This window comes from Microbacterium sp. H6 (assembly GCF_003314775.1).
GTDB lineage: Bacteria > Actinomycetota > Actinomycetes > Actinomycetales > Microbacteriaceae > Microbacterium > Microbacterium oxydans.
This window is the reverse complement of sequence record NZ_QOAY01000216.1, coordinates 9,238-17,496: the sequence shown is the minus strand read 5'-3', so window position 1 is coordinate 17,496 and position 8,259 is coordinate 9,238. Positions and strand designations below refer to the sequence as shown.

Genomic DNA, 8,259 nt, shown 5'->3' with positions numbered 1-8,259 from the left:
TTCGACGGGTGGGCGCTGTGCAGCAACGGCGCCTATGCCGTGCGCCTCGACGACGGGCGGATGCTGTTCGCCGAGGAGCTGCCGCCCCAGACGATCCGCGCGCTCGCCGAAGCTCTGCGCGCGAGCATCCCCGGCCTGCTGTTCGCGAGTGTGCGCGATGCCGGAGAGACGTTCGTGGCCCAGGACGGCTACGCGGCGATCGCCGCCCTCTCCGACCACAAGCGCGACCCCGCCACGATGGGCGGCGTCCCGCTGGAGCAGGTGCTGTCCGCGCCGAGCCTGAAGTTCGTGATCCGCCACCCCGAGCTCGCCCCGGCCGCCCTGTTCGACACCCTGCGCTCGCTCGGACTCACCGGCTTCGAGGCGACGCTGTCGGGCGCCCCGTTCGTCGAAGTCATGGCGGAGGGCGTCACCAAGGCCACCGGCCTCGCGCGACTCTGCGAGCATCTCGACATCGACCGCGCTGACGTGGTGGCCTTCGGCGATGCGCTCAACGATGTCGAGATGCTCCGCTGGGCAGGGCACGGCGTCGCGATGGCAGGCGCCGAACCCCTGGTGCAGGATGCGGCCGACGACACGACCGCCTCGAACGACGAGGACGGTGTGGCGCGGGTGATCGAGCGCCTGCTCGGCTGAGCCGCTATTGCACGTCGAGCGAATACCTGACAATCGGATTCATCGAGTGAATCGATATTGCGGGGCGGCAGACGACGCCCATAGTTTGCGGTTGTGAAGCTCCCCCGCGCCGCGCGCACCCGCTATCCCGCATCCATTCCCGCCAGAGACCGCCGCAGCAGAGGCCTGGCTCTCCTCGGCGGCGTGTGCGCTGCCGCGATCGTCTTCGGCGGCGGGTCGCTCTCCGCGAGTGCGGCACCCCCGGCAGTGGGGCCGGGAGTGGGGAAGGCCCTGTCCGCCACGTCGTTCCGAGCTGCCCAACAGGCTGCGGTCACGGCGGCGATCTCCACCGCGCAGGCGACCGGCGAGCCCGTCCCCGTGGACGGGATGATCACCCCCACCCAGCAGCACGTGGCGATGCCCGATGGGACGATGCGCTACGAGACGTCGACAGTGCCCGTCAGAGTGGAGCAGGATTCCACGTGGGTCCCGGTGGACACGACACTCGCTCGCACGGATGGGTGGTGGGAACCGATCGCGTCGGCCGCACCCGTCCGCTTCTCCGCCGGCGGGAACAACGAACTCGCACAGGTGCAGACCGCCTCCGGAGAGTGGGTCACCGAGACCTGGCCCTACGGCACCCTCCCCGCCCCGACTGTCGACGGCGACACGGCCACCTACGCGAACGTGCTGCCCGACGTTGACCTGAAGATGGTGGCCACCAAGACCGGGCAGGCATCGGTCTACGTAGTCAAGACGGAGAAAGCCGCGCGGTCGGCGGCGCTCGACGATCTTCATGTCGTGATCCAGGACGCCGCGTTGACCACCAAGAAGAACGGCTCCGTCGAAGCAGAGGCGGCCGACGGTTCGCAGATCGTCGCGGGGCAGCCCCTCTGGTGGGATTCCTCCTCGGGAGGCGACTTCCGCGAGCCCGGAGCGACCGAGCCGGTGCTGCCGGTCACGCACGACGTCGGTGAGGATCGCGTGATGCTCGACGTCGGAGCTTCCGTCGCTACTCATGAGAAGGACTCGGGCCAGGACGTGACCTACCCGATCTTCATCGACCCCGACTGGTCGGCCGGCGCTCAGGCATCCTGGTACACGGACGCCGCCTATCCCGACCAGTCGTACCTCAACGCGAGCACGTCGGATGTGCTCCGCATGGGCCGGTACCAGAACTTCCGAGGCAACATCTTCTACCAGTTCATCATCAGCCCGCTCGCCGGCAAGGACATCCTCGGGGCCCAGCTCGGCGCGACGCAGATCAGATGGGCCTCCTGCCCGAACAGCCCCGTCCAGGTGCGTGCTTTCGGCCCACAGGCCGGAGGGTTCACGTGGAACCAGCAGAACCACTCGCTGTGGGGACCGGTTCTGGACACTCAGAACCCGGGATCGTGCAGCAGCGGACCAGAGGCCGTCGGCTGGAACGTCACGGCAGGCGTTCAGGCCTACGTCGGACAGACCTGGTTCCAGCTCGGGCTCGCGCCCCAGAACGAGACGGTCGTCTCGCGACGCCACTTCAGCCGCGCCGCGACCTTGACCGTGTCTTACAACACACGCCCCAACGCCCCGACCGACCCGGTCTTCACGTCGCCGAGCCGACAGTGCGGAACCGCCGCGGCCCCCACCCCGATCGGGCAGAGCGACGTCACCGTTCGCGTGCACCAGACCGACCCCGACCCCGGCAATGTCGACACCAACTTCCACCTCATGAAGGCTTCCAACCTGAACGCTGCCGTTCAGGACAAGCCCGGAGGGCTCGGTGCGCAGGGGTACAAGTCGGTCACGTTCACCACACTGACCGATGGTGAGACATACGCGTGGCGCGCCTGGGGCAGCGATCACCGCAGCAACGGCGTCGCCCCGACAGCCTGGTGCTACTTCACCGTCGACAAGACGAAGCCGGCCACTCCCACCGTCACCACGCCGACCAACGCCTCCTACACCGTCGGGACGGGCCTCAACCTGGCCGTGACCGGGGCGGCCGACGTCGCCGGATACGTCTATTGGGTGACTCCCACCCAGCTCGTCGCGCCCGCCCCGCCCGTACCCGCCGACGGGACGGTCTCCATCGCGGCCGCGCTCCCCGACTGCGCCACCGCGATCACCCGAAACGTGCGCTGGGCATGCAAAGCCCCGTCCGGAGCGACCACTCTGACCGTCGCGCCGACGGACGCACTGTCCACCGTCTGGGTGTCGGCCTACGACAAGGCAGGTAATCAGTCCGCCGCGGTCGGCCGGCCGCTCTACCCTGGCGGCAACACCGGAACCCCCGCTGCTGCGGCGAACCTCGACGCGGGACACGCGTGGCAGGTCACGCAGATGTCCACCCCGCTGCCGAACACGATCCCGGACTCCAACCCGTGGATCGGCGCTGATGGCATCGACCTGCTGATACCCGAGACCAGCTCCACCACCTCGACGGATCTGCCCGACCCGCCCATCGAGACCCCGGTGCTGTCGACCGCCGGGGGAAGCGCCATGGAGGTGAGCACGATGTATCCCGCCGTGAACGCGATGAACAGCTTCACGTTCAGCGTGTGGGTGAAGACCCGGTATCTGCCTGCCACAGGTTCCCAGAAGATCGCGATGCAGGGAGGAGGCTCGAGCGGCTCCGTCCAGCTTCAGGTCACCAGTGCAGGCACCTACGCGTTCTGCCTCGGCGACTACCCCGTCAACTCCGCCAGCACGACACCGACGAGCAACTGCGCCACCGGCGGAGCCGCGACGCCCGGATCGTGGCAGATGCTCACCGGCATCTGGGATGCGACGAACAAGCAGCTCCGACTCCTCGTCGGCAACTCGATCACGCCGGTCGCCGTCAACTCACACATCAACGGAGCCGGCGACCGCTCAGCCAGCGGACCCCTCGTCTTCGGCCCCGCCCCCATGACAGGACGATTCGAAGGTCTCATCGCCAACCCCGTCATGGTCCCCGGCGTCATCAATCACGTCCAGCTCGCCCGGCTCAACGCCTTCGAGCTGCCGTTCACCGACTGAGCACGAGAACGCTTCTCGGAGGAAAAGATCGGCGCTCTGAGTTCTTCTCACCTATGAATCAGCAAACGCGGCTAGGGCGTGTGCACAACACCGTTCACAATTGACGCCACGACGACCACGAGCTGCCGCAGACGCCGCTGCGTCCGCGCGTTGGCAAGCTGCTGGTGGACAAGGATCCCATCAAGTGGGACGGGTCACAAGACGGTTCCACCCTTGCCACGGTAAGAGACCATCGTGATACCCGGGGCGAGGGCGGTCCCGGAGAGACTGTCACCGATGCTCGGTCGCATTGTCGGGGTCGGCTGTCTTGACCTGCATCTTGTCTCCGACCAGCAGAGCGACGAAGCACATGACGCTTCCGAGAACAGCGAGTCCGCCGACGACCGCGAAAGCCTGAGACCAATCCCACACGAGCAGATAGACCGGGAAGATACCAACGACGGCCGCCAGAGCGTTGGGGATGAGAACATGCCGGAAACGGTTGCGGCTGACTCGCGATGATCCGCCAGTCATCGGTCGCTCGAGAGACCAGCACAGCAGCGCAACAAGTACTCCCCCGACCGCAAAGACTGTGAAGGTGCCGAGCAGCGGCCTCACATCGTCCCGCCCCACAGGAGATGGCTCCCAACCACCGACCCATCCGTAGCGGAGCAGGGCGACGATCGCGGCCGTCACCACCACGGCGCCAAGCAGCAACAGCATGGTAGGGAACACTCTCCGTCTCGACGTCATCGCGATTCCTCCATGAGCGCCGAGAGGTTAGAAGCCTGTTGTTCCCAGGTCGGCTTCGCTGCTTCGAACCAACTGAGAGACGCGTATGTGATGAAGTCAGCGCCGTGACCGTCGGCTGTTTGCGTCAAGTAGACGTTTCCCTTCTTATCCTCCCAGGTGGAGAACTTGATGGTCGACCCCGGCGCATCGAAGTACCCGTAGTCGAGAACCGTGAACTTCACCGAGGTCCGCGTCGTAGTCACTCCGACAACGCCGTTCGGATTGAGAAGGGGCGTTCCCGTCTTGAGGCTGCACTCGCCGCCGTTCTTGAACGTGGGGCAGCCTTCCACAGTGAAAGGGAAGACCTTGGTCGGGTTCTGCGAGAAAGCGGTCATCGCTTGCTCTGCACTGAACTGCTTGGTCGTTCCGATGAGGTGATCAAAACGATACGAGTACGACCAGATCCCAGCCGGTCCGATCGAATTGCACGACCGCGCTTTCCCAGCCCCGCCGCATTTCACCTCGGGAGTGGCTGCCTTCACCCGACAGGACCAGTCCCCCACCTTGCACTTCTGTCCGCTCGCACTTGCCGCGTTGCCCGGATTCGAGGCGGTTGAGGCTGTCCCCGGTTTGGACTTGGGCTTGGGCTTGAACCCATCGATGACGAACCTCATTCCGCTCGGGTCCATGTACGTGGTGGGGTTGTTGCCCGAGTACGTGTATCCGGTGTTCTGCTGCGGCAGGTTCGTATCGATCACAGGGTCCACGGACAGGAACTTCCCTAGCACGGGGTCGTAGGTGCGCGCACCGACCGTGGTCAGACCCGTCGACGCGGTCACGGGCTTGTTCATGTACCCGGTCCCACTACCCCACACTCCGGACGATCCGATCGGGGCACCGTAGGGATCACGGAGCATGCGCGTGGTCGTGCCTGTCGAGTTCGCCACTGTTTGCACGTCCACCGTCCCCTCCAGATTCGAGAACAACCACGTCAGCGTTGTGCCGGCGGTTCCGGTCTTCGCGGACTTCTCCGCGATCGGCTTGCCCTCGGCACCACTGTACGTCCGTACGCCCGCGACGACCGTCGATCCCGTCGCCTGCTTCAGCACGGTGTCACCGACGAATAGCGTTGAACCTTCCGTCGTGTTGGTGCGCAGCAGGATGCTGCCGTCGACGTTGTAGACCGTGTCCTGCGTCGTGGACCCGGCCACGACCTTCGAGACCTTGCCCGCGTCGTTGAACGTGATCGTCTGGCCGGGGCGTCCGGTCATGTTGCCTGCCGCATCGTAGGAGTACGATCCCGGCCCCACTCCGGCCGGGCCTGTCACAGCGTTGACCGCGTGCGGACGGTCGCCGCCCGCTGCCGCGTAGGTGTAGGTCGCGGTCGTGGCCGTCCCCATCGAGGAACGCTTCACGAGCCCCGTGCGGTTCCCGGTGGCGTTGTCGTACGTGTACTCATGCCAGTACGGCTCGAGGCCACCCATCCCGCTCGCCGACGGTGTGGCCCCGCACCCCGTCGATGCGTTCGGAGTCCACGCCGACTTCAGCTGGCGCAGCGAGTCATACGCGTAGCAGGCCTTCTGCGTCCCCGCCGTCGGCAGCACAGAGCTCATCGTCGCCGACGTGACATTGCCGACCGCGTCGCGGGTATATGCCCGGTCGGCCACATAGTGCCCCAGATCGCCGAACACCGCGTTGTCCTTGATCGACAGCACCGCCCCCGTCGCGGCGTCATAGCCGTAGGTCGAGTACGCGGTGCTCGTGGAGCCGTTGACCCGGTTGAACTGCGACAGTTGCCCGATCGGCGAGTACACGGTGTTCGCGAGGATGATCGACGTGCCGCGCACGCCGCTCAGCTTGCCCCAGGAGTCGTAGCTGTAGCGGATCGTCTCGGCCGGCAGGCCACCCATCGCGGGCATCTGCTTCGCCAGCAACGACGAGTCCGCGTTGTAGTAGAGCGTCGTCTTGTAGCTCGTGCCCGCAAACGCGGGTGCCCCTGCCGGGATCGAGAGCGTGGTGTCGAGTGGATTGCCCGCCGCATCGTACGAGCCGACTGTGGTCTTGTAGGCAAGGCCCGGGGCGCCCGGAGTCGATCCCGTATAGGCGGTCGAGGTCGTGACGAGCCCCTTCTTGACCGTGTCGTAGGTCCACGACGAGAGCATCGCGCCCGAAGATGTGCCGGCATACGAGGCCGTCTTGCGGTTGAGCTCATCGTAGGTCGTCGTCACGGTCTTCCCGCGAGCATCCGTCGTCGAGGTCATGTTCCCGGCGAGGTCGTAGGTGGCCGTCGCGACTCCCGAGTCGGCATCGTCCTGGCCGATACGGTTGCCGAGCAGGTCGAACGTCCAGATCCAGTCGTTGCCGGCCGGATCGGTCATCTTCGTCATCCGATCGCCACCGTCGTAGGCGAACGTCGTCGTTTGTCCGGTGCCGGTGATGCCGGCCGCGAGGTACTGGATGAGCTTGGTCTTCTGCCCGAGGGAGTTCGTGAACGTGCTCGTCGAGGTGCCCCCGACCGGCGGAACCGTGTCGACCCGATCTGCACCAGGGTAGGCGTTGATCGTCTGCGAGTGCACGGACCCCGTGGTGTTGAGGGTCGACGTCAGCGCGCGTCCGACGGCATCGTACACGGTGATGACCTGCGAGGGGATGTTGTTCTCCGTCACCGGAGTGAAGAACGCCGTTCCCGGAGCGATGGATGCCGTCCAGTAGTCGTTGTCCACGAAGTACTGTCGCCCCTGGTTGTCGTAGTTCGTGGTCTTCACGACCGTGCCGCCTCCGACGGCGAGGCTCTGGGTCTGCGTCTCTCGCCCGAGACCGTCGAAGAGCTGGTAGCTCGAGACGATGCCGCCACCGGTCAGGGTGTCTGTCTTGATCGCATTCGGGGCGGTCTGCGACAGCGTGTAGGAGAACGACATCGACGGCGCCGCGGGATTCGCGGCCTGGGGTTGCAGCGGCAGCCAGACCTTCGTGGACCGCCCGAGACCGTCGATCGCGATCGTCGTGATCGAGCCGTTCGGGTCGACGATCTTCGTCTTCGCGCCGGTCGTCGGCTCGAGCGTCGTCACCGTCTGCCAGGAGAACGGCGCCGCGTTCGTCTCGGTCGTGGACAGCAGAGGTAGGGCCGTCGCCGGAGTGTAGGCCGTCGACGTCGTACGCCCCAGCGGATCCGTCTTCGTGAGCAGGCGTCCGAGGGAGTCATAGGTCGACGACTCCTTCGTGACCCAATGCGGCTGACCGTTGTCGTACTTGTCCACCACCTGCACGGACGTCGGCAGCCCCTTCGTTGCCGCCGCGCCCCAGGCCAGGCCGTCGTAGCTGGTCTTCACGTCGCTGACCAGGTCGCGCGGGAACTGCGCGCCGGCCACGCCGTCACACGCGGCGTTGACCGTGCGCACCTCGCTCGGGAGACCGATGATCCAGGCGGAGGTGTTCGCCGCGGCGTAAGTCGTCGTGACGCACTTGCCCGTGGCATCCGACGGGACCGTCGACACCGTCAACGGATAGCCGTAGGTTCCGTCGAACGTCGTACGGGTCTCGAGCGTGCGGTTGCCACCGGTCGACAGTGGCTCGGTGACGACTGTCTTCTGCACGCCACCCATCCGCGCCTGCCGCGCGCCGTCGTTGGAGGTGACGTTCGAGGCCCACGGCGTGCTGACCTGCGTCGACACCAGAGCTCCGCCGACACCGTTGAACGTCTGCTGCTGATACGGCTGTCCGGCGAACCAGCGGTCGTCCGGGATGCTGGTGCCGGTGACGTTCACCGTCTTCGTGCCTCCGCCGGCAGCCGCCCTGTCTCCGTTCATGCCCTGGTAGTACGTGTACTTCGACACCTTCTGGGCCGCGGGTACGGCCGGGTCGCCCTCACGCACCTCCACGGTGTTCACCCCCGCGAACACGTTCCACGTGCGCGAGTTCGCCACTGTCAGGGGC

General features: G+C 66.2%; 4 protein-coding genes. 2 read left to right on the top strand and 2 right to left on the bottom strand.

Annotated features, from left to right (window positions below):
- Together DSP71_RS14310 and DSP71_RS14305 are read left to right on the top strand one after the other, a co-directional pair.
- Positions 1-636, top strand: a 636-nt coding sequence (locus DSP71_RS14310) for an HAD-IIB family hydrolase (protein WP_113681430.1), incomplete at its 5' end; no start/stop codon positions are given.
- A gap of 93 nt (positions 637-729) precedes the next feature.
- Entirely contained in the window at positions 730-3,615 is a 2,886-nt protein-coding gene (locus DSP71_RS14305) for a LamG-like jellyroll fold domain-containing protein (RefSeq protein ID WP_113681429.1), read from the top strand.
- A gap of 270 nt (positions 3,616-3,885) precedes the next feature.
- Here DSP71_RS14305 and DSP71_RS14300 read toward each other — a convergent pair whose 3' ends face one another.
- Positions 3,886-4,317, bottom strand: a complete 432-nt coding sequence (locus DSP71_RS14300; RefSeq protein WP_113681428.1) for a hypothetical protein — start codon at positions 4,315-4,317, stop codon at positions 3,886-3,888.
- A 26-nt stretch (positions 4,318-4,343) separates the two neighbouring features.
- Positions 4,344-8,259 (bottom strand): RHS repeat protein (locus tag DSP71_RS14295; protein ID WP_220151126.1); only part of this gene is annotated, 3,916 nt, incomplete at its 5' end.

Coding starts and splice junctions, on each gene's coding strand:
- DSP71_RS14300 (WP_113681428.1), bottom strand. CDS start 4,317: ATGCTGTTGCTGCTTGGCGCCGTGGTGGTGACGGCCGCGATCGTCGCC.